Below are 22,011 nucleotides of genomic sequence, written 5' to 3'. Positions count from 1 at the left end.
GTGAGCGACGCAACGACGACCGGCGGCCTGTTCTCGAGGCACTACCGGCTGGTCACCATCGGGGCGATCTCGCTGATCTTCGTCGCCGCCTTCGAGAACCTCGCGGTCACCACCGTCATGCCGGTGATCAGCGCCGAACTCGACGGCGCCGCGCTGTACGCCGTCGCCTTCGCGGCTCCGCTCGCCGTGTCGGTGCTCGGGATGGTCGTGGCCGGCACCTGGGCCGACCGGGCGGGCCCTCGGCATCCGCTCTACGCATCCGTCGCCCTGTTCGTGCTGGGGCTGTTCGTCGCGGGCACCGCCACCACCATGGAAGCCGTCGTGGCCGGACGCCTGGTGCACGGTCTCGGCGGAGGGGCCATGACGGTGTCGCTCTACGTCGTCGTGGCCCGCGTGTATCCGCCGGCCCTGCAACCACGCATCTTCGGACTGTTCGCCGCGGCCTGGGTCATCCCGGCACTGGTCGGACCGTTCATCGCCGGCGTGCTCGGAGAGACCGTGGGCTGGCGCTGGGTGTTTCTCGGCGTGGCCGTGCTCTCGGTGTTCGCCGCCGTCATGGTGGTGCCCGCGATGCGGTCGATGCGGGAACCGGATGCCGCCCCCAAGCCTCCCTGGAGCGCTCCGCGCATCCTGTGGTCGCTGCTCTTGGCGGTCGCGATCCTCGGTCTCAGTCTGTCGACGGAGTTGGACGGAATCGCGGTCTTCGCGCTGGGTGGGGTCGCGCTGGTGGTGACAGTGATCGCACTGCGCCCATTGATTCCTCCGCGCACTCTGCTGGGCGGCCGCGGACTTCCGACGGTCGTGCTGTTGCGGATGCTGCTGGCCGGCGGGTACGTCGCGGCCGAGGTCTATCTGCCCTACTTCCTCACCGGCGAGTTCGGACTCAGCCCCGCCCTCGCCGGTCTCGCGCTCACGGCCGCCGGCGTGGCCTGGGGGGTGTCCTCGTGGTTGCAAGGGCAGTTCAGCGACCGGCTGACGACGCGCACGAGTCTGCGCATCGGCACCGCCGGTGTCAGCCTCGCCGTCGGCATCGTGCTCCTCACGGCGTTCCTCGGCCTGCCCGCGTGGGTCGCGATCGTGGGCTGGGCGGTCTCGGGCGCCGGCATGGGGCTGTGCTATCCGCGCCTCTCCGTGCTCGTGCTGGAGTACTCGGCGCCCGGCAACCAGGGATTCAACAGTTCGGCTCTCAACATCGCCGATGCCGTCGGTCCGGCGATGGCGCTCTCGTTCGCCGGCATCCTGTTCCAATCCTTCGACGCCTTTCCGGCTGTCTTCGCGCTGGGCCTGCTGCTCACCCTCGGTGCGCTCACTCTCAGCGGGCGCACCGGAACGCCGGCGACGGCCGAAGCCGCCACCGGCGTTTCCTCGCGGTAGCCGCGAGGATCAGGAGTTGTTGGCGCGCTTCAGGTTCGCCGTCTTGCGGGCACGCAGGTTCTGGTCGAGCTCGACCTTGCGGATGCGCACCGTCTCCGGCGTCACCTCGACGCACTCGTCTTCGCGGGCGAACTCGAGGCTCTCCTCGAGCGAGAGCTGACGCGACGGGGTCATCGACTCGAAGTTGTCGGCCGTCGACTGACGCATGTTGGTCAGCTTCTTCTCTTTGGTGATGTTCACGTCCATGTCGTCGGCGCGCGAGTTCTCGCCGATCACCATGCCCTCGTAGACCTCTTCGGTGGGGTTCACGAAGAAGGTCATGCGCTCCTGCAGAGCGATGATGGCGAAGGGCGTCACGACGCCCGCGCGGTCGGCCACGATCGAACCGTTGTTGCGGGTGACGATCGCACCGGCCCACTCATCGTAACCGTGCGAGATCGCGTTCGCGATGCCGGTGCCGCGGGTGATGGTGAGGAACTCGGTGCGGAAGCCGATGAGGCCGCGCGAGGGAACGATGAACTCCATGCGCACCCAGCCGGTGCCGTGGTTGGACATGCCGTCCATCCGGCCCTTGCGGGCGGCGAGCAGCTGCGTGATGGCGCCGAGGTACTCCTCGGGCGCATCGATGGTGAGGTGCTCGTAGGGCTCGTGCGTCTTGCCGTTGACCTGGCGGGTGACCACCTGGGGCTTGCCGACGGTGAGCTCGTAGCCCTCACGACGCATGTTCTCGACCAGGATGGCGAGCGCGAGCTCTCCACGGCCCTGAACTTCCCAGGCGGCGGGGTTTCCGATGTCGACGACGCGGAGCGACACGTTACCGATCAGCTCGCGGTCGAGGCGGTCCTTCACCATGCGGGCGGTGAGCTTGTGGCCCTTGACCTTGCCGACCAGCGGCGAGGTGTTGGTGCCGATGGTCATCGAGATCGCAGGGTCGTCGACGGTGATCGCCGGCAGCGGCCGCACATCCTCGGGGTCGGCGATGGTCTCGCCGATCGTGATCTCCTCGATGCCGGCGATGGCGACGATGTCGCCGGGGCCGGCCGATTCGGTCGGGAAGCGGGTGAGCGCCACCGTCTTCAGCAGCTCGCTGATGCGCTGGTTCGTGACGGTGCCGTCGTGCTTGACCCAGGCGACCTGCTGACCCTTCTTGATCGTGCCGTTGAAGACACGGAGAAGGGCGAGACGGCCGAGGAACGGCGAGGAGTCGAGGTTGGTGACGTGCGCCTGGAGGGGCGCCTCGTCGTCGTAGGTCGGCGCCGGGATGTGCTCCAGGATCGCGCCGAACAGCGGCTCGAGGTCGTCGTTGTCGGGCAGGGTGCCGTTTTCGGGCTTGTTCAGGCTCGCGGCGCCGTTACGGCCGGAGGCGTAGACCACCGGCACGTCGAGGATGGCGTCGAGGTCGAGGTCGGGCACGTCGTCGGCCATGTCGGAGGCGAGGCCGAGCAGCAGATCCTGCGACTCCCCCACGACCTCGTCGATGCGCGCATCCGGCCGGTCGGTCTTGTTGACCAGCAGGATGACGGGCAGCTTCGCCTCGAGCGCCTTGCGGAGCACGAAGCGGGTCTGCGGCAGCGGGCCCTCGGACGCGTCGACCAGCAGCACGACGCCGTCGACCATGGACAGGCCGCGCTCGACCTCGCCACCGAAGTCGGCGTGGCCCGGGGTGTCGATCACGTTGATGGTGATCGGCTTGCCGTCGGCGTGCTTGCCGTTGTAGGAGATCGCCGTGTTCTTGGCGAGGATCGTGATGCCCTTCTCCCGCTCGAGGTCGTTCGAGTCCATCATCCGGTCGTCGGCATCGAAATGCGCGTCAAAGGAGTTGGTCTGCGTGAGCATGGCGTCGACGAGAGTCGTCTTGCCGTGGTCGACGTGGGCGACGATCGCGACATTACGCAGGTCATCACGGGTGGCATGTGCCATGGGAAAAGTCCTCAGGTATTCGGGGGAAAAGGGGGCGACGAGGCCCGATCCGCTAAACGCCCAGGGTGATTCCAGCTCCCGGGATGGCGTTCAGCAACTCCTTAGTATATTGCTCCTGAGGGTTGTCGAAGACGTCATCGGTCGAAGCGGCCTCCACGATGGTGCCTTTCTGCATCACGCAGACGTTGTCGGCGATGACGCGCACCACTGCCAGGTCGTGGGTGATGAACAGATACGTCAGCTCCAGTTCGGCCTGCAGATCGGCCAGAAGCTTCAGGATCTGGGCCTGCACCAGCACGTCGAGAGCCGAGACCGCCTCATCGAGAACCACGATGTCGGGCTTCAGCGCGAGCGCACGGGCGATGGCCACACGCTGCCGCTGACCACCGGAGAGCTCGTTCGGGTAACGCGTGATGAGCGACTGCGGCAACGCGACCTGGTCGAGCAGCTCGAGCACGCGCTCCTTGCGCGAGGTGCGATCGCCGACCTTGTGCGTGTCGAGCGGCTCGCCGATGGTGTTGCCGATGTTGCGCAGCGGGTCGAGTGAGCCGTACGGGTCCTGGAACACCGGCTGCATGCGCCGCCGCAGATCGAGCAGTGGCTTGCCCTTGAGGGGCGCGACGTCTTGCCCGTCGATCATGATCGACCCGCTGGTGGGGTCTTCGAGGCGCAGGATCATCCGGGCCACCGTGGACTTGCCCGAACCCGACTCCCCCACGAGAGCTGTGGTCGTGCCCTTCTCCACCGAGAAGTTCACCTTGTCGGAGGCGATGACCTCACCGGCCGCGCCCTTGCCCTGGCCACGGATCTTGTAGACCTTCGTGAGGTCTTTCACGACGATGGCGTCAGGACGCTTCGTCGTGGGCAGGTGCTCGAGACGCTCCTCAGCGGCGGCGATCAGGTCGAGACCTTCGGTCACCTTCGTGGGGGCGTACTCCAGGTCGCTCAGGTGATGCGTCGCCGACTCGTGCGTCGCCGACTGGATGCGCCGCGAAGCCAGGCTCGGAGCCGCGGCCACCAGGCGCTGCGTGTACGGGTGCAGCGGGTTCTCCAGGATCTCCTTCGACGGCCCCGCCTCGACGATGCGGCCCTTGTACATCACGACGAGCTGCTCGGCGCGCTCGGCGGCGAGGCCGAGGTCGTGCGTGATGAACAGCACGGCGGTGCCGATGTCGCGGGTGAGCGTCTCGAGGTGGTCGAGGATGCGCCGCTGCACCGTCACGTCGAGAGCCGAGGTCGGCTCGTCGGCGATCAGGAGCTTCGGGCGCGAGGACAGTCCGATGCCGATCAGCACGCGCTGGCGCATGCCGCCGGAGAACTGGTGCGGGAACTGCTTCAGCCGCTTGTCGGCATCCGAGAGCCCGGCTTCGCGGAGCACCTGGATGGCGTGGGCGCGGACTTCCTTGCGACCGGATGCGATGCCGTTGGCGCGGATGGTCTCCTCGACCTGGAAGCCGATGCTCCACACCGGGTTCAGGTTCGACATCGGGTCCTGCGGAACGAAGCCGATCAGCTTGCCGCGGATCTCCTCCATCTCCTTCTCGGAGTACTTCGTGAGCTCCCGACCGTCGAACTCGATCGAACCGCCGGTGATCCGGCCGGGGCCGGGAAGGAGGTTGATGATCGCGTGCGCGGTGGTGGACTTGCCGGAGCCCGACTCCCCCACGATGGCGAGGGTCTGGCCGGGCATCAGGGTGAGGTCGACGCCGCGCACGGCGGGAACGACGCCCTCGGTGGTCTGGAAGCCGACCTGGAGGTCCTTGATCTGGAGCAGGGGCTTCTGATCGTCGGATGGTGAGATGGTGCGGTCGCTCATCGCTGAGCCCTCGCCTTCGGGTCGAGAGCGTCTCGGATGACCTCGCCCAGCATGATGAAGCTGAGCACGGTGAGCGAGAGCGCGATGGACGGATAGATGAGCGTCTGCGGCGCGGTGCGGAGGTCGGTCTGCGCCTGGCTGATGTCGTTGCCCCACGACATGGTCGTGTTGGGCAATCCGACGCCGAGGAACGACAGGGTCGCCTCGGCCACGATGGCCGCTCCGAGGGAGATCGTCGAGACGACGATGACCGGGGCGATCGAGTTCGGCAGCACGTGCCGGATCAGGATGCGGAACTTCGAGACGCCGAGCGCCTGAGCGGCCATGACGTAGTCGGAGTTCTTCACCCGGAAGATCTCGGCTCTCAGAACACGCGCTGTCGCCGGCCAGGCGAAGATGCCGATGGCCAGTGAGATCACGAACACGTTCCGGTAGGCCGAGAACACCGACATGATGACCACGGCGGCCAGGATGTAGGGGATCGAGAAGAAGATGTCGCCCGCGCGGGACAGCACGGAGTCGACCCAGCCGCCGTAGTAACCGGCGAACATGCCGAACAGCACGCCGAGCACCGTGGTGAGGATGATCACGATGATGCCGACCGACAGCGAGGTCGAGGTGCCGTGGATGATGCGCGAGAAGACGTCGCAGCCCTGCTTGGTGAAGCCGAGGATGTGCTCGGCGGTCGGGGCGCCGTTGCTGTTGGACAGCTGGCAGTTGTCGTTCGGCGGCACCTGGGTGAACAGGGTCGGGAAGAACGCGACGATCACGACGAGCAGGATGATCGCGGCCGAGATCCAGAACATCGGCCGGCGGCGCATGTCGCGCCACGCGTCGATCCAGAGGTTGCTGGGCCGTTCGCCCACCTTGACCGCGTCGATCGCGACGAGGGGGGTCTCCTCGAGGGGCGCGACGAAGTGCTTCGAAGTCGGAGTGTTATTTGACATAGCGGATCCTCGGGTCGAGAAGGCCGTACAGGAGGTCGACCACGAGGTTGACCACCAGATAGATGAGCACCATGACCGTCACGAACGAGACGACGGTTGGTCCTTCGCCTCGGATGATGGCCTGGTAGAGCGTTCGCCCGACGCCGGGCACGTTGAAGATGCCCTCCGTCACGGTCGCGCCGACCAGCAGCACACCGAAGTCGGTGGCGGCGTAGGTGACGACCGGGATGAGCGAGTTGCGGAGGATGTGCACCGGGATGATCCGACGGCGGGTGAGTCCCTTGCCGTAGGCCGTTCGAACGAAGTCGAGGGTCTGGGTCTCGATCACCGAGGCGCGGGTCAACCGCACGATCTGGGCGAAGGTGATGCTCGCCAAGACGAACGCCGGGAGTATCAGGTCTTGGATCGGTGCCCCGGAGGAGACCGTGGTTCTCGCCCATCCGAGTTGGATGCCGAAGATGAACTGACCGACGAAGGCGATGACGAAGATCGGCAGCGAGATGAAGATGAGGCTGATCACGAGCGCCGATGCATCGAAGAGCTTCCCCTTCCGCAAGCCGGAGACGAGACCGATGAGAACGCCGCCGACGAATTCGATGAACAGAGCCATGATCGCGAGACGGATGGTGACCGGGAACGTGCGGGCGAGGATCTCGGAGACCGGCTCACCTGAGAAGGAGGTGCCGAAGTCGCCGCGGAGGATCCCGCCGAGGTACAGGAAGTACTGCACGATGAACGGTTGGTCGAGGTGGTATTCCTGACGCAGACGTTCGAGGAGAGCCGGGTTCGGGGTCTTGTCGCCGAAGAGGGCGAGAAGCGGGTCTCCGGGCATCGCGAAGACCATGAAGTAGATGAGGAAGGTCGTACCGAGCAGGACGGGAATTGCCTGCAGAATACGCCTGAAGATATATCCGGCCAAAGGTCAGACCGTACCAATCGGGCTAATGGGCATAATGCCACCTGGACTAGAGAACATGATACGGGGGCGACAGCCGATGGCCGTCGCCCCCGATCGAGCGAGTACTAGCTCTTGGTGACCGCGTAGTACAGCGGAACCGAGTTCCAGCCGAACTGCACGTCGGCAACAGCTTCGCTGGAGCCACCGGTGACGTTGGAGTACCACAGCGGGATCGCCGGGAGGTCCTTCAGCAGGATCTCCTGGGCCTTCTGGAAGTCATCGTTCGCCTCGGCGGTGTCGGTGGTCGACGAGCCGGCCTGGAGCAGAGCGTCGAAGTCGGGGTTCGAGTAGTCACCGTCGTTCGAGGATGCGTTGGTCGCGTACAGCGGGCCCAGGAAGTTGAACAGACCCGGGTAGTCGGCCTGCCATCCGGTACGGAAAGCCGTCTGGATGGTGCGGTCGGTGATCGCCGTGCGCTGCTCGGCGAAGGTCGGGTACGGAGCACCCGACGCGTCGATTCCGAGCGTGTTCTTGATGCTGTTCGACACGGCGTCGACCCAGCCCTGGTGACCGCCGTCGGAGTTGTAGGCGATCTGGAAGGTGCCCGACCACGGCGAGATGGCGTCGGCCTGAGCCCACAGCTTCTTCGCCTCGTCAGCGTTGAACTTCAGCACGTCGGCGCCCTCGAGCGAGTCGCTCCAGCCCTCGATCACCGGGGAGGTGAAGTCGGAGGCGGGGGTGCGGGTGCCCTGGAAGATGACGTCGGTGATCTCGTCGCGGTTGATCGCCATCGAGATGGCGGCGCGGCGGAGCTTGCCTTCTTCGTCGTTGCCGAAGTGCGCGAGGCGCTCCGGGATGGTGAACGACTGGAACACAGCGGAGGGCTGGTTCACGGCGCGGTCGCCCAGGTCGGACTCGTAGGTGCCGAACGCGCTGTCCGGAACCGCGTCGAGCACGTCGAGGTTGCCACCGAGGAGGTCGGCGTAGGCGGCGTCCTGGCTGGCGTAGAACACGAAGGTCACGCCGCCGTTGGCCGGCTTGCGGCCGCCCTTGTACTCGTCGTTGACGACGAGGTCGATCTTCTCGTTGTGCTGCCAGGCGTCAGCCGAGGCCAGCTTGTACGGGCCGTTGCCGATCGGGGACTGGCCGAAGGCGTCCATGTCGGCGAAGGCCGACTTGGGCAGCGGGTAGAAGGCCGAGTAGCCCAGGCGCAGCGGGAAGTCGGCGCGCGGCTCCTTCAGGGTGACGGTGAAGGTGGTCGGGTCGACGACGGTGAGGCCGGTGAGGGGGCTGTCCTCGTCGTAGCTGAAGCCTTCGATGTCCTCGAAGAAGTAGCTGTTCAGCTGCTCGTTCGAGAGGAGGGCGCCGAACTGCCAGGCGTCGACGAAGCTCTGCGCGTCGACCGGGTCACCGTTGGTGAAGGTCAGGTCGGGCTTGATCTTGATCGTGAAGGTCTTCGAGTCGGTGGTGTCGATCGACTCGGCCACGTCGAGCTGCGGCGCGCCGGTTGCGTCGTAGTACTCGAGTCCGGCGAAGATGGAGTCGACGATGCGCCCACCACCGGTTTCGTTGGTGTTGGTGGGGATCAACGGGTTCTGCGGTTCAGAACCGTTTGCCGTGATGACCGCGGAAGAGCTTCCCGTGGGGGTGTCCGAGCTGCCGCTGGCGCAGCCGGACAGTGCGAGTGCACTCGCGGCAGCCAGCGCGATGACGCCGATGCCTAACCGTCTGATTTTCAATTTTCCTCCTGTGCAAAATGCGGGCAAGGCGAAAACCCCCTTATGGAGGGCGCAGCCTAAGGAAGTACCCTAAGTGGGGGTACCTGTAACAGCAAAACGGTGGCCAAAAAAGTTACATACACGAAACTATCTCTGCTGGTTTCTTGTGGCTTTCCCACAGAAGATGGGGAAAACGAGCGCATGGCGCAAGAAAGTGGAGTCATGACTCGAGCGGTTGAGTGGCCTCGTCTGCGTCGGCGCCGTCTGTGGACCGAGATCGCGCTCGTTCTCGGGGTCTCCCTCGGCGCATCCGCCGTGTACTCGATCGTCAATCTCATCGGTCGCCTCACCGCTGACACCGCTCTGGCCGACCAGACCGCCACCATCAACGGCGCTCTGAGCGACCGCGCCTGGCTCGATCTCACCTATCAGCTGCTCGCGATCTTCTTCGACCTGGTGCCAGTGGCTCTGGCGTTCTACCTGCTCGCGATCTCCGGCGGCAATCCTTTCCGCCGCGTCGGCTTCGACGCCCGGAAGCCGGTCAGTGACATAGGCCGTGGCCTCCTTCTCGCGGTCGCGATCGGGGTTCCCGGCATCGCGCTCTACTTCGTGGGCCGGGCGTTCGGCTTCACCGTCAACGTCGTGCCCGCGCCGCTCGACACCTACTGGTGGACCACGCCGATCCTCATCCTCTCCGCCCTCCGCGCCGCCCTGCAGGAGGAGCTGATCGTGATCGGCTACCTGTTCACGAGGCTGCGCCAGCTCGGCTGGGGCAAGTGGCAGATCATCCTGTCCGCGGCTGTGTTGCGCGGCAGCTACCACCTCTACCAGGGCATCGGGCCGTTCTTCGGCAACCTGGTGCTGGGCATCGTGTTCGGCTGGTGCTACTGGCGGTGGGGCCGTGTGATGCCGCTGGTCATCGCGCACTGGATCATCGACATCGCCTCGTTCGTCGGCTACGCCTGGGCCTTGGCCAGTTTCCCGAGCCTGTTTTGATTGTGCGCCGCCGCCCCTGCGGCGCACCTTGCGGCAACCCCGGGCGCTGAACGGTCTTCCGCTCTCACCGCCGGATGCGACGAGCGCGGTCGCCGCATCCCGCCGACATCGTTAGGCCTTCCGCTGCTTGCGGTTGGAGACGATGAACGCCACGATGCCGAGCACCACGAGCAGACCGCCGCCGATGAAGCCGCCGATCATCAGCACGTTGGGAGTGCCGCCGGAGCCGCTCTGCGCATCCGGGGCCTCCGCCACCGGCGTGAAGATCGGGTCGCTCGTGGGCGGCGCGGTCGGCGACGCCGCGACGTTGACGGTGATCACGGCCTGAGCCGTTCCGGGGTCGTTGCCGGCGAACGTCGTGGAGAGTTGGCAGAAGATGTTCGAGGTGCCGATGGGGAATGTCTGCCCGGGTTCCACCGGGGTGCCCACGATCGAGCAGCCGTCGAGGGTCAACCCGGTCGGCAGGTTGGCCGCGAAGTCGACCGGAGCCTGCCCGGAGGCGTCGGCCGTGACGTCGATGACGCCGGGCAGGACGCTCGAATTCGTGAAGTCGGCTCCCACGACGCGGGTCGCGCTGAAATCGGCGCCGTCGAGAACCGCTCCGTCGAACTTGGCGCCCTGGATGTCGCCTCCCGCGAAGTTCGCACCGCTCAACGCCGCGTTGCGGAAGTCGCCCTCCCCGAAGCGCGTGCCACTCAGATCGACCCCGGCGCATTGCGCGCCGCCCGGCCCGTTGTCGCTCAGCCGGTAGACGACGCAGTCGCCCTCGGCGAAGACCGGGTCGGCGGCTTGTGCCGGAGCCGCCCCGATGCCGACCAGTGCGATCCCCGCGATCAGGCCGGCCAGCAGACGAACAGAGCGGAAGCGTGGGGCGTCGGGCATGGCGAGAACCTTAGCAAAGCCCGATGACGCGCACTCTCACTCGAACGCTTCGGGCGGCGGGCAGGCGCAGACCAGATTGCGGTCGCCGTAGGCCTGGTCGATCCGGCGCACCGGCGGCCAGTACTTTCCCCGCACCAGCGAATGCACGGGGTACACCGCGGTCTCGCGGTCGTAGGGATGCGTCCACTCCCCCTCGATCACGGACTGCGCTGTGTGAGGTGCGTTCCGCAAGGGGTTGTCGTCGGCGGGCCATTCGCCCGCGGCCACGGCGTCGATCTCCTGCTTGATGCGGATCATCGCCTCCACGAAGCGGTCGATCTCGGCGAGATCTTCACTCTCGGTGGGCTCCACCATGAGCGTTCCGGGCACCGGGAAGCTCATGGTCGGTGCATGGAAGCCGTAGTCGACGAGGCGCTTCGCGACGTCGTCGACCGACACCCCGGAGGCCGCCGTGATGGCACGCAGATCGAGGATGCACTCGTGGGCCACCAGGCCGTTCTCGCCCGTGTAGAGCACCGGGAAGTGCGGTGCCAGCCGCGCGGCGACGTAGTTCGCGGCGAGCACGGCCGAAGCCGTGGCATCCGCGAGGCCCTCGAGCCCCATCATGCGCACGTAGGCCCAGCTGATCGGCAGGATGCTCGGGCTGCCGTAGGGCGCGGCCGAGATCGGGCCGCCGGCGTGCTCGACGCGGGTGCCGTCGATCAGCAGGTGCTGGGCATCCTGAGCGAATATATGCCCCGGAAGGAATGGAGCCAGGTGAGCCTTCGCGGCCACCGGTCCGACGCCCGGCCCGCCACCGCCGTGCGGGATGCAGAAGGTCTTGTGCAGGTTCAGATGCGAGACATCGCCGCCGAAGTCGCCGAACCGCGCGAAGCCGAGGAGGGCGTTGAGATTCGCGCCGTCGACGTACACCTGGCCGCCGGCCTCGTGCACCAGGCGGCAGATCTCGGTGACCTCGTGCTCGTACACGCCGTGGGTGGAGGGGTACGTGATCATGAGCGCGGCGAGATCGGAGGCGTGCTGCTCGATCTTGGCGCGCAGGTCGTCGAGGTCGACGTTGCCGAGCTCGTCGCAGGCCACGACGACCACCTTCATGCCGGCGAGAACAGCAGACGCCGCGTTGGTGCCGTGCGCGCTCGACGGGATGAGGCACACGGTGCGGTCGAGGTCGCCGCGCGAGCGGTGGTAGCCGCGGATGGCGAGCAGTCCGGCGAGCTCGCCCTGGCTGCCGGCGTTCGGCTGCAGCGACACCGAGTCGTAACCCGTGACGTCGGCGAGCCAGCGCTCGAGCTGGCCGATGAGTTCCAGGTAACCCCCGACGTCGCTCTTCGGCGCGAAGGGGTGGATGCCGGCGAACTCGCGCCAGGTCACCGCCTCCATCTCGCTGGCCGCGTTGAGCTTCATCGTGCACGAGCCGAGCGGGATCATCCCGCGGTCGAGTGCGTAGTCGTAGTCGGCGAGACGCTTGAGGTAGCGCATCATGCTCGTCTCCGACCGGTGGGTGTTGAACACCGGATGCGTGAGGTAGTCGCTGGTGCGCACGAGGTGCTCGGGGATGCTCGGGACGACCTCGGAGATCGCCTCGGCCGCTGCGCTGACGCGACGCGCGCGATCCGCGTTGGCCTCGGACGCGGTTAGCGCTTCGGTCGTCGCGATCAGTGGCGTCGTGACCGCGTCGAACACCAGAGCCACCTGCAACAACTCCGCGTCGCCCGTGGTCTCGTCGACGGAGATGCCGATGGTGTCGTCGTCGTCGACGCGCAGCAGGATGCCCTGCGAGTGGGCGTGCTCGGCCAGCCCGCGAGCCCGGCCCGGAACGCGCACCTGGATCGTGTCGAAGTAGTCGCCGTGCACGATCTCGTAGCCGGCGGCCGCGAGCTGAGCGGCCAGCGAGCGAGCGGCCCGGTTCACCTCGCTCGCGATCGCGCGGAGGCCCTCGGGGCCGTGGTAGACCGCGTACATGCCCGCCATCACGGCGAGCAGCACCTGAGCGGTGCAGATGTTGGAGGTGGCCTTCTCACGCCGGATGTGCTGCTCACGCGCCTGCAGGCTGAGCCGGTAGGCCGGGTGCCCCGCCGCATCCACGCTGACTCCCACCAGCCGGCCGGGAAGCTGCCGTTCGAGCCCTGAGCGCACCGACATGTAGCCGGCGTGCGGGCCACCGAAGCCCATGGGCACGCCGAAACGCTGGCTGGTGCCGATGGCGACGTCGGCGCCCAGCTCCCCCGGCGACGTGAGGAGCGCGAGGGCGAGCAGGTCGGCACCGACCACGGCGATGCCGCCGGCCTGGTGCACGATCTCGATGACATCGGCCGGATTCCACACCCGTCCGGAGGCGCCCGGGTACTGGATGAACACGCCGAATGCGTCGGCGGCCGGATGCGCGGGGTGGTCGACCGCGTCGAGATCCATCTCGACGATCTCGATCCCGACCGCTTCGGCGCGCGATCGCAAGAGCGACTTGGTCTGCGGGAACGCATCCGCGTCGACGATGAAGCGGTGCGAGGCCGACTTGCTCGCCCGGCGGGCCAGCAGCATCCCCTCGACCGCCGCCGTCGACTCGTCGAGCATGGAGGCGTTCGCGGTGGCGAGACCGGTGAGGTCGGCCACCATGGTCTGGAAGTTGATCAGCGCCTCGAGCCGCCCCTGCGAGATCTCGGGCTGGTAGGGCGTGTAGGCCGTGTACCAGCTCGGGTTCTCGAGAACGTTGCGCTTGATCACGGCGGGCGTGATCGTGTCGTAGTAGCCGAGCCCGAGGTAGGAGGTGGAGACCCGGTTCTGAGCGGCCAGCGCCCGGAGTTCGTCGACGGCCTCCCGTTCGGTGGCCGCCGGCGGCACGAGCGAGTCGGCGAGCGAGCGGTCGAACTGGATGGCGCGCGGCACGGCCGCAGCCATCAGCTCGGCGACGCTGGAGTAGCCGACCGCTTCGAGCATGCGGGACTGCGCCGCCGCATCCGTGCCGATGTGCCGGGAGGAGAAGGGCAGTTGGGTCATCGTGTGGTCATTCCCCGATCAGGGCGTTGTAGTCGGCGAGCGAGAGCAGTTCGGGCAGCTCGCTGAATTCGATCTTGAGCAGCCACCCTGCGCCCAGCGGATCGCTGTTCACGAGCTCGGGCGCGTCTTCGACGGCGGCGTTCTTCTCCACCACCGTGCCGTCGACAGGGGCGAAGAGCTCGCCCACCGACTTGGTCGATTCGATCTCGCCCACGACGCTTCCGCCGGCGATCACGGTGCCGGCAGCAGGCAGGTCGAGGTAGACGATGTCGCCGAGCTGCGCTGCCGCGTAGGCGGTGATGCCGATGGTGGCGACGCTGCCCTCGACGAGCACCCACTCGTGCTCGGAGGTGTAGCGGAGTTCGCTCTGGTCAGTCATGTCAGTCCTTCTTCCGGCGGTAGAACGGGAGGGTCGTGGTGCGGAACGTGAGGCGGGTGCCACGGATGTCGACGCTGAGCTCCGTGTCCGGCTCGGCGAACCGCGGAGCGACGTAGGCCATGGCGATCGGATGCCCGAGCGTCGGCGAGAGCGCCCCGCTCGTCACGACGCCGATCGGCTCCGTGGCCGCGTCGTCGGCGGCCTCGGCGTAGATCGCGTAGTCGGCGCGGGCGGCGCGGCGACCGTCGGCCACCAGACCGACCAGCACCGGCGCATCCGTCGCCGGCCCCTGCTCGAGGGCTTCTCGACCGACGAAGGCGGCCTTCGCCATCGCGGGCACGCGCCCGAGTCCGGCCTGCACCGGGAAGGTCTCGAGCGAGAGCTCATGGCCGTAGAGCGGCATGCCGGCTTCGAGGCGCAGCGTGTCGCGGCTGGCGAGCCCTGCGGGCACGATCCCCTTGTCGGCTCCGGCCTCGGCGACGGCCGTCCACACGGCTTCGGCGAGATCCGGATGCACATACAGCTCGAATCCGTCCTCCCCCGTGTAGCCCGTACGCGCCACGAGAACCCGCTCGCCACGGAAGGTGCCCTCGATCGCCCGGTAGTAGCGCAGCTCGTCGAGCCCAGGTGCCTCGAAGCCCGCGGTCGCCTCGAGGATGGCCCGCGAGCCCGGACCCTGCACGGCGATCAGCGCCGTCTCGTCGCTCGTGTCGCGCAGCATGGCGTCGAACCCGTCGATCCGGTCGGCCAGCGCCGCCGCAACCGGGTCGTGGTTCGAGGCGTTGGCCACGACGAGGAAGTCGGAGTCTCCGGTGCGATAGACCACGAGGTCGTCGATGATCCCGCCCTCGGGGGCCAACAGCAGGGAGTACTTCGCCTGACCGAGCTCGATGGCCGAGAGCCGACCGGCGAGCGCGTGGTCGAGGAACGCCCCGGCCTCAGCGCCGGACACCTCGAACTCGGCCATGTGCGAGAGGTCGAAGAGGCCGGCCGCGCTCCGCACCGCGTGGTGTTCGGCGAGGTCGCTCGAATAGCGCACCGGCATCTGCCAGCCGGCGAAGTCGGTGAAGGTGGCGCCGGCGGCGACGTGCACCGCGTGCAGCGGGGAGTAGCGGGGAGGGGAATCCGTCGATTCGGTCATGAGTTCTCCGGTTTCGTCGCAGGCGGGGCCGGCGAGTGGCGGGAGCACACTGCGCGGTGTCGAATCGTGCAGATCTGCTCTGAGAACTCCCCCTCTGTCATCGTGCCTGAGAGTTTCACGCCGCAAGCGACGCTTTCACCATGGGCGAGCCGCTGTCGATGCTGCGGACTGCTTTCCAGAGCGGCCAGTTCGATGCGGTACGAGGACCTGAGAGATTATCGGGGAGGATTGCTCCTTCGGTGCCGTTCCGGATTGTGGAGCGGCTCTCCCGCGTCGAGCTAGTGGCCAGCGGTATTCAGTTGGAAGGTGCTACGCGAACGAGCATAGCGCCCCTCACTGATCGCCGTAGCCGCCACCACGGCTGCGCCGCACCGCGAGCACGACGATCCCCGCGATGGCCCCGAGAGCCACGAGACCGAGGAGCACGGCGACGGGCCACGGCACGACGGGAGCGGATGCCGGGCTCGGCGCATCCGTCGCCGTGACCGTCGCCTCGGTGGCGTCGGCGGTCGGCACGGGTGTCGACGCGGTCGCGACCGGGGCCGGACCGGCCGCGTCGGGAGTGGAGGTCGGGGTGCCGTCGGGGTCTCCTGCCCATGCGTCGCCACAGGCGGGCGATTCGGTCAAGCCGTCGTGGGCGCCGTCGAGCGTGCTGGGTTCGTAGTCGAACTCGTACTGCCCCGACGTCGGGTGCCCGTCGGAGGAGACGACCTGCCAGAGCACGACGTAGGCGCCCGCGAGCCCGAGCGCGATCGGCGTGTCGACTGTGGAGTCCTGCACCGACAGGCATCCGGATTCGTGGTGCAGCCCCTCGCTGTCCACCACCTCGATCGCGAAGCCGTCGGTGCTTTCGCCGAGGGTGAGGAGCTCGTCAGAGAAATCCAGGGTCACGACACCGGGATCGGTCGTCAGCGAGTCTCCGGCCGCCGGTGACGACGATTGGAGCGCGTCATGAGCCGACGCCGCACCCGCCGATCCGACGACGAGGAGCGCGACGACGCCGGCGGCTGCGAGGCCGCCGGCGAGGGCGTTGAAACGGGTGCGGGTGGGCGGAGTTCTCACCCGACAACGATATCCGTCAGCTTCGACGAACCCGGTACTGGTTCACCAGCGGGCAGTCGAAGGGATCGGGTGCGTGCATGCCCACCCGGTTCATGTAGGCGATCACCGCGACGTGCGCCTCGAGCAGCGAGGTCTGCGTGTAGGGGATCTTGTGGGTCGCGCAGTACTCCTGCACGATCGGCCGTGCCTTCATCAGGTTCGGGCGGGCCATGTTCGGGAACAGGTGGTGCTCGACCTGCAGGTTGAGCCCGCCCATGAACACGGTCATGCCCCAGCCGCCCGCGATGTTGCGGGAGGAGAGCACCTGCTTGCTGAGGAAGTCGATGCGGCTGCCGGCGGGGAAGATCGTCATTCCCACGTGGTTGGGGGCGAAGGACGCACCCATGTAGAGGCCGAAGACGGCCAGCTGCACGCCGATGAAGGCGAACGCCATGCCGAGCGGCAGGAAGTAGAAGATGACGGCGACATAGGCGACGAGACGGATGCCGATGAACCAGAGTTCGAAACGGCGGCCCTCGACCGGCTTGCGGCTGAACAGCGTCTTGAACGACAGGTAGTGGAGATTCAGGCCCTCGAGCAGCAGCAGCGGATACAGCGCGTAGCCCTGGCGGCGGGTGAGCCACGCCATCAGGCCTCGGCGCGACGCGGCATCCTCTTCGATGAAGGAGACCGTGTCGATCTCGATGTCGGGGTCTTTGCCGATCACGTTCGGGTTGCCGTGGTGGCGGGTGTGCTTCGACATCCACCAGGTGTAGCTCATACCGACGAATGCGGTGGCGAGGGTGCGGCCGGCGCGGTCGTTGGCGGGGCCGGACTCGAACACCTGACGGTGCGAGGCCTCATGGGCGAGAAAAGCGAATTGCGTGAAGATGATGCCGAGTCCGCCGGCGATCGCCAGCTGCCACCACGACTCGCCGAGCAGCACGAAGCCGGCAGCGGCCCCGCCCAGGGCGAGCACCAGCACGGAGAACATGCCGATGTAGAAGGTGCGGCGCTTGCGGAGCAAGCCCACGTCACGCACGGTGGTGAGGAGTTCGGAATAGGCGGCCGTCGGATGCGCGGCACCGGCCTTACGAGGAACGGTGGCGCGCGCGGCCGGATTGTTCATGACGGTCAACGGGACCTGCTCACTGGTGTCGGGTTCGACTTCCCAGTCGTGTGTTCGAGCATTCGCCCATGTTCAGATGCACTCAGGCTACGGGGCAAACCTGCGTGTTGGCCCCCGGGTTGACAAAACAAAGAACCCGTGTCGCCAATGGCGAACACGGGTTCTTCACGTCAGGCGCTGAGCGCCGGCGACTTACGCGCTGAGCGGCGTGATGTTCTCCGCCTGCAGGCCCTTGCGGCCCTGGGTGACGTCGAAGCTGACGCGCTGGTTCTCTTCGAGGTTCTTGTATCCGCTGCCGCTGATGCCGGAGTGGTGAGCGAAGACATCCTCGCCACCGTCATCGGGGGAGATGAAGCCGAAGCCCTTTTCGGAGTTGAACCATTTCACGGTGCCTGTAGGCATTGTTTTTCTCTTTTCGAGGTAAGCGGCCCCGCCTGTCGGGACCTACCGTCGCGGTGTACTTTGTTCCGCTCCTCAGAAAAACAAGTCCGTGTCTCATGCGAAATGAGCCTCGTAGAAACGAGCACAGACCCTATTCAAGATTCATGGGTAACACAACAACTTCGTCAAGCTTAGCCGGGGACGCCGGTTTTCGCTACGAACACGCTAGGAAATGCCGCTGATCCAGGCCGTCGCCATCATCGAGATCAGTCCGAAGAGAAGGATGGCGGCCACGATCACCCCGAAGACGATGCGGTTGCGGTTCGGGTGTTCGTCGCTCATGGGTCCGTTCTACTCGGCGAACCTGGGCCGCTGCCCCGAGGCGGATCCCGAGGGCGACCCTATCCTTTAGAATTCGACGTGGCCGGGTCGAACCGGTGCATCGCGCAACTCGCCGCGCTCTCGTGAAAGGTCGCAGATCATCAGCCCGCTAAGCATCCCGAGCCCCGATCATTCGTTCGCGGTCTTCCCTGTCTGGATCTTCCAGATCCACATCTACGCGCTGTTCATCCTCGCGGGGATCATCGTGGCGATGCTGATCGTGAACCGGCGCCTCAGCGCTCGAGGCGGGGAACCGGGCATCGTCATCGACATCGTGCTCTGGGCGATTCCGCTCGGCATCATCGGCGCCCGGTTCTATCACGTGTTCACGCACCTCGGCGACTACTTCTACCCCGGCGCCGACCTGCTCAACGTCTTCGCGATCTGGGACGGCGGCAACGCCCTGTACGGGTCACTGATCGGTGGTGCGATCGGTGCGTTCATCGGATGCCGGATCACGGGCATCCGGCTCTGGTCGTTCGCCGACGCGCTGGCCCCGGCACTGCTCGTGGCCCAGGCGATCGGCCGCCTCGGCAATTACTTCAACCAGGAGCTCTACGGTCTGCCGACCAACCTCCCCTGGGGCCTCGAGATCGACCCGTCGGTGAGCCCGGCGTTCCCGACGGGCCTGCCGGCCGACACGCTCTTCCACCCGCTGTTCCTCTACGAGATCATCTGGAACCTGGTGGGCGTCGCACTGCTGCTCCTGATCGAGCGCCGCTTCCGTCTCCGCTGGGGCCGCCTGTTCGCGCTGTACCTCGTCTGGTACGGCCTGGGTCGGAGCTGGCTCGAAGCGATCCGCATCGACCCGTCGAGCGACGGCTTCCTCGGCATCCCGGCCAACATCTGGGCGTCGTTCGCGGCGATCGCGCTGGGGCTCGTGCTGTTCTTCGTGCAGGGCCGCCGGCATCCGGGAGTCGAGATCTCCGTCTACCGCGAGGGACGCGGCCCCAAGGGCGTCAAGACGCCCGAAGAAGTGGCCGAAGACGAGGCTGCGGAAGCAGAGGCGCGCTGGACCGACGAGGAACTCGCGGGAACGGCTGTCGAGAAGGCGCCGACGTCGGAGACGACCTCGAAGTAGCAGGCCTACAGCCGCCTCGCGCTCAGCGCTTCGTGCTCCTGCGCCGCGATGGCGCGTTCGAACGGGGGCGGGGCGTCCGATCGCCCGCCTTTCGCGGCTGCGTCGTAGCGGATGAGGCCCGCGCGATAGAGCGCATCCGCTTCATCGATGTCGCCGGTGCGCGCGAGCAAGCGGGCGCTGAACACGCACAGTCTCGCGGCCGCACCCGGTTCTCCGGACGCGTCGAAGAGCGACGCCGCCTCCCGAGCCACCACGATCGCTTCGCCTTCGCGATCCAGGTCGTCGAGCGCCCGGGCGCGGGACTCCGCGACACTGGCGTTCAGGAGCGGTTCGAAGCAGTTCAGCGCGATGGCCTCGCTCACGACGTCGTCGAGCGTGCGGAGGGCGACCGGGTCGCCGAATGCGGCCTGCGCACGTGCGAGCAGGTGCAGGGCATCGATGAGCAGAGTCGACGCGGGCACGCCGCCACCTGGTGCGCGCTCGCCCTCCTCGCCCCGTGACGTGCGCGCTCGGCGGGCCGCCTCCTGCAGCACCGGGACTGACGCCGGATCGTCGTTGTCGAGAAGCAGCCGACCGAACGCGATGCCTGCCCGAGCCGAGCCGTGCTCGTCGGCGACGCGACCGAACTCCTCGAGCGCGAGGCTCCAGAGACAGTACGCGGCCGGATCGTCGTCGGTGGCCCGGCTGGCGTGGCCGAGCCAGTAGAACGCCTCAGCCCGAAGCGACGGATCGCCTTCCGCAGACATCGCTTCGACGACATCCTCGAGTAGGCGCCGCGCTTCGCCGCCGCGATCGGCCCGCACCAAGGCGCAAGCCAGGCGGAAGGCCATCGCGTCGACGTCCGGATGCCCGAAACGCTCGGCCGTCTGGTGCGCGGTGCGCAGAGCTTCGAGCGCACCCTCGACGGAACCGACCCGACTCAGCAGATGACCCAGCACGCCGCAGGCATCGAGCACGCCTTCACAGTGACCGAGTTCGACGTACAGCTGAAGAGCGCGGTCGGCGTCGTCGATGGCGTGCTCGATCGCGGCCGCTGCTTCGTGCGGGTCGAGAAGGAAGATCACCGTCGACCGCCGGAGGAGGGCGGATGCCCGCAAGGCGCGATCGATCGGATCGCCGAGGAGCACATCGATTGCCGCGAGCGCCTCCTGGGCGCGCCCGAGCGCGAAGTTCACGTCGGCCAGCACGAACAAGCCGGGACTCCGACGAACGCCCACCACGCCGGCGAGCGCGCTCGACAGGAGCGATTCCGCTTCCAGCAGGCGCCCCTCCTGCAGGAACAGGGTGGCCAGAGCGACCGCGATTCGCAGTCTGGGTCCTTGATCGAGGCCGAGCTCTCCAGCGCGTTCGACCGCCTTTCCGAGCACGTCCTCCTGGCCCGCGAGTGGGGCGCCGAAGAGCAGCAGACCGAGTTGGAGATCGAGCTCCGCGTCGTCGTCGAGGTCGTCGACGATCAAACAATCGACGCGCTGAGCGAGCTGCTGCTCTGCGGAACGGATCTCGCCGCGCTCGACGTGCATCCGGATGCGCACTGCGAACAGCTCGGCGCGAGTCAGCGGGTCGGCGCGTGGGAGTGCGTCGTCGATGGCTGCCTCGGCTGCCCGTCGATCGCCGACGGCCGCGTACTCCCGGGCGCTGGCGAGCAGGGCGCGCGGCTCGACCAGACGCTGATCAGCCGGTGCGGCTCGTTCGATTCCGGCAACGGCCTCGGCGCCGAACACCGCCGCGGCCGGCCGTCCGGGCAGATGCCGGCGGTCGTTACGATCATCTCGATCATCTCGATCATCTCGATCGCCGAGTTCCCGCCTCCACGGAGACGGTTCCCACGCCGTCACCGGGCGGATCGCGCGAGCCTCATCGAGACGACGCGCGAACCGGTCGCTTCCGTTTCGCGCATCGAAGGCGTCAGCGAGCCCGGATGCCGCGGTCCAGCACGCCTTGGCGAACGTGGTCGCCGTCCAACCGCCGATCCGGGCGCCGAGGTGGGGGGCGAGGGTGGGTGCATCGTTGGGGGTGATGGCCGACCCACCGCGCCCGGACCGGGTGAGGGCGTCCATCGCTCCGCCGGCGGCGCACAGAAGAGCGAAATGCGCCGACTCGGCCAACGGGTCAGCGGCGAGCCAGCAGGCATGGCGTTCCACCAACTCGCGTGCGCGCCGCAGAGCGCCGACCCGGACCGCGAACTCGATGTGAGCGGCGACGGCCTCAAGGTTGTGGGCTCCGTGGCGCACCCGCTCGTAGCCGGAGAGATGCACGTCTCTGGCGTCGTCGAGACGGCCGGTCAGCAGATACGGCACGAGTGAGCGTGACAACCCGAGCTCGGGTTCGTCGGCGCAGGCGACGCCGCTTCCACGGAGCCGATCGGCGGCAGCAGCGGCACGGTCGAGCCTGCCGCTCCGGGCGTGCCACACGATCTCGGCACTCAGCACGCAGGCGTCGCAGAGGAGGGGTTCGGCCCGAACTTTCCGACCGTTCTGCGAACCGAACCCAGTGGTCGCCCGCGCGAGGCTCTCAGCAGCCAGCGCACCGTCGCCGAGGGCAGCGGCGACCTCGAAACGCGCGAAGTCGAGAGCACGCAGATCAGCGCCCTGAAACGAGAACACCTCGAGCATCTCGTCGAGGCACGCAGAGATCGTCTCCCGGTCGTAGCGGGGGCTGCTCGCGAGAAGTCGAGGGATGGAGGCGAAGTCCCAGAGGAGGTCGAGATCGCCCACGGTCGCCGGAAACCGGAGCGGATCGCTCAGGTGCAGTTCGAGGCAGCGGTCGAACGCGCGGAGGCGGGTCGTCGAATCGCCGGATGCTGCCGCCCACGCGCTGAGGCGCAGCCGGGACTCGTAGCCCAGCACGTCATCGTCGAGTGCATCGCTCAGATGAACGGCGCTCTGCAGTAGGGCTCGTTCGACTTGCCCGGTGGGCATGCGATCACTCTGCAG

16 protein-coding genes and 2 riboswitches are annotated in these 22,011 nt (G+C 67.3%); of the genes, 3 read left to right on the top strand and 13 right to left on the bottom strand.

Annotated elements, in window-relative coordinates; translation table 11 throughout:
* The gene (locus N1027_RS13050; RefSeq protein ID WP_259508532.1) at positions 1–1,374 is read left to right on the top strand and encodes an MFS transporter; all 1,374 of its coding nucleotides are present in this window, start codon (positions 1–3) and stop codon (positions 1,372–1,374) included.
* A gap of 9 nt (positions 1,375–1,383) precedes the next feature.
* Here the strand turns inward: N1027_RS13050 and typA are convergent, their stop codons facing one another.
* From typA to N1027_RS13025, 5 genes are all read right to left on the bottom strand, one after another.
* Positions 1,384–3,294: a translational GTPase TypA gene (gene typA / locus N1027_RS13045; protein WP_259508530.1), complete on the bottom strand. Its 1,911-nt coding sequence runs from the start codon at positions 3,292–3,294 to the stop codon at positions 1,384–1,386.
* A 52-nt stretch (positions 3,295–3,346) separates the two neighbouring features.
* A complete protein-coding gene (locus N1027_RS13040; RefSeq protein ID WP_259508528.1) occupies positions 3,347–5,110 on the bottom strand; it encodes a dipeptide ABC transporter ATP-binding protein in 1,764 nt (587 codons plus the stop codon).
* Positions 5,107–6,057 (bottom strand): ABC transporter permease, encoded by a 951-nt coding sequence (locus tag N1027_RS13035; protein WP_259508527.1) that lies wholly within the window; start codon positions 6,055–6,057, stop codon positions 5,107–5,109. Before N1027_RS13035 ends, N1027_RS13040 begins: the two co-directional genes overlap by 4 nt.
* Entirely contained in the window at positions 6,047–6,976 is a 930-nt protein-coding gene (locus N1027_RS13030) for an ABC transporter permease (protein ID WP_259508526.1), read from the bottom strand. The genes N1027_RS13035 and N1027_RS13030 overlap by 11 nt, the downstream gene beginning before the upstream one ends.
* A 104-nt stretch (positions 6,977–7,080) precedes the next feature.
* On the bottom strand, positions 7,081–8,694 hold the full coding sequence (locus N1027_RS13025) for a peptide ABC transporter substrate-binding protein (RefSeq protein WP_259508524.1): 1,614 nt from the start codon (positions 8,692–8,694) through the stop codon (positions 7,081–7,083).
* Between the two features lie 201 nt (positions 8,695–8,895).
* Between N1027_RS13025 and N1027_RS13020 the strand changes: the two genes are divergently transcribed.
* Positions 8,896–9,669 carry a CPBP family intramembrane glutamic endopeptidase gene (locus tag N1027_RS13020; protein ID WP_259508522.1) on the top strand — a complete coding sequence of 258 codons (774 nt, stop codon included), beginning with the start codon at positions 8,896–8,898 and terminating at the stop codon, positions 9,667–9,669.
* 111 nt (positions 9,670–9,780) lie between these two features.
* On the opposite strand, the gene N1027_RS13015 is transcribed toward N1027_RS13020, so the two are convergent.
* The 7 genes from N1027_RS13015 to N1027_RS12985 form a co-directional block, all read right to left on the bottom strand.
* On the bottom strand, positions 9,781–10,551 hold the full coding sequence (locus N1027_RS13015) for a pentapeptide repeat-containing protein (RefSeq protein ID WP_259508520.1): 771 nt from the start codon (positions 10,549–10,551) through the stop codon (positions 9,781–9,783).
* Positions 10,552–10,587: 36 nt separating this feature from the next.
* Positions 10,588–13,545, bottom strand: coding sequence for an aminomethyl-transferring glycine dehydrogenase (gene gcvP / locus N1027_RS13010; protein WP_259508518.1), 2,958 nt, complete (start codon positions 13,543–13,545; stop codon positions 10,588–10,590).
* 7 nt (positions 13,546–13,552) lie between these two features.
* Positions 13,553–13,924 carry a glycine cleavage system protein GcvH gene (gene gcvH / locus N1027_RS13005; protein WP_259508516.1) on the bottom strand — a complete coding sequence of 124 codons (372 nt, stop codon included), beginning with the start codon at positions 13,922–13,924 and terminating at the stop codon, positions 13,553–13,555.
* 1 nt (position 13,925) lies between these two features.
* On the bottom strand, positions 13,926–15,065 hold the full coding sequence (gene gcvT / locus N1027_RS13000) for a glycine cleavage system aminomethyltransferase GcvT (RefSeq protein ID WP_259508514.1): 1,140 nt from the start codon (positions 15,063–15,065) through the stop codon (positions 13,926–13,928).
* Positions 15,066–15,152: 87 nt separating this feature from the next.
* Positions 15,153–15,249: riboswitch (glycine riboswitch) on the bottom strand.
* Between the two features lies 1 nt (position 15,250).
* A riboswitch (glycine riboswitch) is annotated at positions 15,251–15,346 on the bottom strand.
* Positions 15,347–15,398: 52 nt separating this feature from the next.
* Positions 15,399–16,127: a copper resistance CopC family protein gene (locus tag N1027_RS12995; RefSeq protein ID WP_259508513.1), complete on the bottom strand. Its 729-nt coding sequence runs from the start codon at positions 16,125–16,127 to the stop codon at positions 15,399–15,401.
* Between the two features lie 16 nt (positions 16,128–16,143).
* Entirely contained in the window at positions 16,144–17,235 is a 1,092-nt protein-coding gene (locus tag N1027_RS12990; RefSeq protein WP_259510368.1) for a fatty acid desaturase family protein, read from the bottom strand.
* Between the two features lie 192 nt (positions 17,236–17,427).
* Positions 17,428–17,637: a cold-shock protein gene (locus tag N1027_RS12985; RefSeq protein WP_092557966.1), complete on the bottom strand. Its 210-nt coding sequence runs from the start codon at positions 17,635–17,637 to the stop codon at positions 17,428–17,430.
* Between the two features lie 457 nt (positions 17,638–18,094).
* Here N1027_RS12985 and lgt point away from each other — a divergent pair, with 457 nt between their 5' ends.
* Positions 18,095–19,078, top strand: a complete 984-nt coding sequence (gene lgt / locus N1027_RS12980) for a prolipoprotein diacylglyceryl transferase (RefSeq protein WP_372499775.1) — start codon at positions 18,095–18,097, stop codon at positions 19,076–19,078.
* Positions 19,079–19,083: 5 nt separating this feature from the next.
* On the opposite strand, the gene N1027_RS12975 is transcribed toward lgt, so the two are convergent.
* Entirely contained in the window at positions 19,084–21,996 is a 2,913-nt protein-coding gene (locus N1027_RS12975) for a hypothetical protein (protein WP_259508510.1), read from the bottom strand.
* Between the last annotated feature and the right edge of the window lie 15 nt (positions 21,997–22,011).

It is taken from the genome of Herbiconiux aconitum, assembly GCF_024979235.1.
Classification (GTDB): Bacteria; Actinomycetota; Actinomycetes; order Actinomycetales; family Microbacteriaceae; genus Herbiconiux; species Herbiconiux aconitum.
Note: the sequence above shows the minus strand (reverse complement) of the source record. Positions and strands in the feature narration are given on the sequence as shown.